1 protein-coding gene is annotated in these 831 nt (G+C 38.3%); it reads left to right on the forward strand.

Annotated elements, in window-relative coordinates; genetic code table 11:
* Positions 1 to 105: 105 nt before the first annotated feature.
* A partial coding sequence (locus UF75_RS25795; protein WP_045577366.1) for a metallophosphoesterase occupies positions 106 to 831 on the forward strand: 726 nt, incomplete at its 3' end.

An 831-nucleotide genomic window follows, 5' to 3' on the forward strand; every position in this document is an offset into this window, starting at 1 on the left:
AAATACCTTCCATCAAATAACACAAATGGAATATTAGAACTAAGATCAACAGAGAATAAGAGAATAAGACAATAAGACAATAAGCAATTTGTAGGAGAACACAAAATGAAAAGAAAAATTTCCATCTTGGTTTTTCTAATAGCCTTAGTTTGCGTAGGCACCTTCTTAACCTATAGCTACAATTATTTTAAGGTTGATCAAAACTTTACCCCTATACCGCTTTCGTTTGACCCTTATACCTCAACTTCTTCTTATGATTGGAATGGGGCTATCGTTTCAATCCAAGGGGGTTTTGTGAAGGGGAAAATGCGGGAAAAGGACAATTTGGACAGTCTATTGTTACGATCACTTTCTCCATCCGTGCAAATTAAAATCAAAGGCGGATCACAAGCGAAACCTTATCAAATTCGCTTGGAAAACGTGAATCCGAGCAAAATTGAGGTTAAGAACACAGATAGCTTTCAGAATGTGGAAGCTCACACTGTTTTGTTATTAGTAAACCTCTCATCAGGACAAGAAAAGACCATCCAAGTGAGTTTAAAAGAGGAGCCCAATCCCGAGTTCGTGATCTTAGGCGATAATAGAAACGGCTATCAAACCTTCTCGCAAATTATTGACCAAATCAATGCTATTAGTCCGGTCTTTACCATTGATAATGGTGACCTGGTCTATGGAGGCGAGCCCAATAAGTATAGACTTTTCTATGAAACCGTTTCTAAGCTCCAGGTCCCACTGTATACCACATTAGGAAACCATGACATCCGCGAAAATGGCAGAGGAATTTATACTAAGCTCTTTGGGCCTGCTTACTATTCTTTTGATTACCAAAAT

It is taken from the genome of Desulfosporosinus sp. I2 (assembly GCF_000960765.1).
Taxonomy (GTDB): domain Bacteria; phylum Bacillota; class Desulfitobacteriia; order Desulfitobacteriales; family Desulfitobacteriaceae; genus Desulfosporosinus.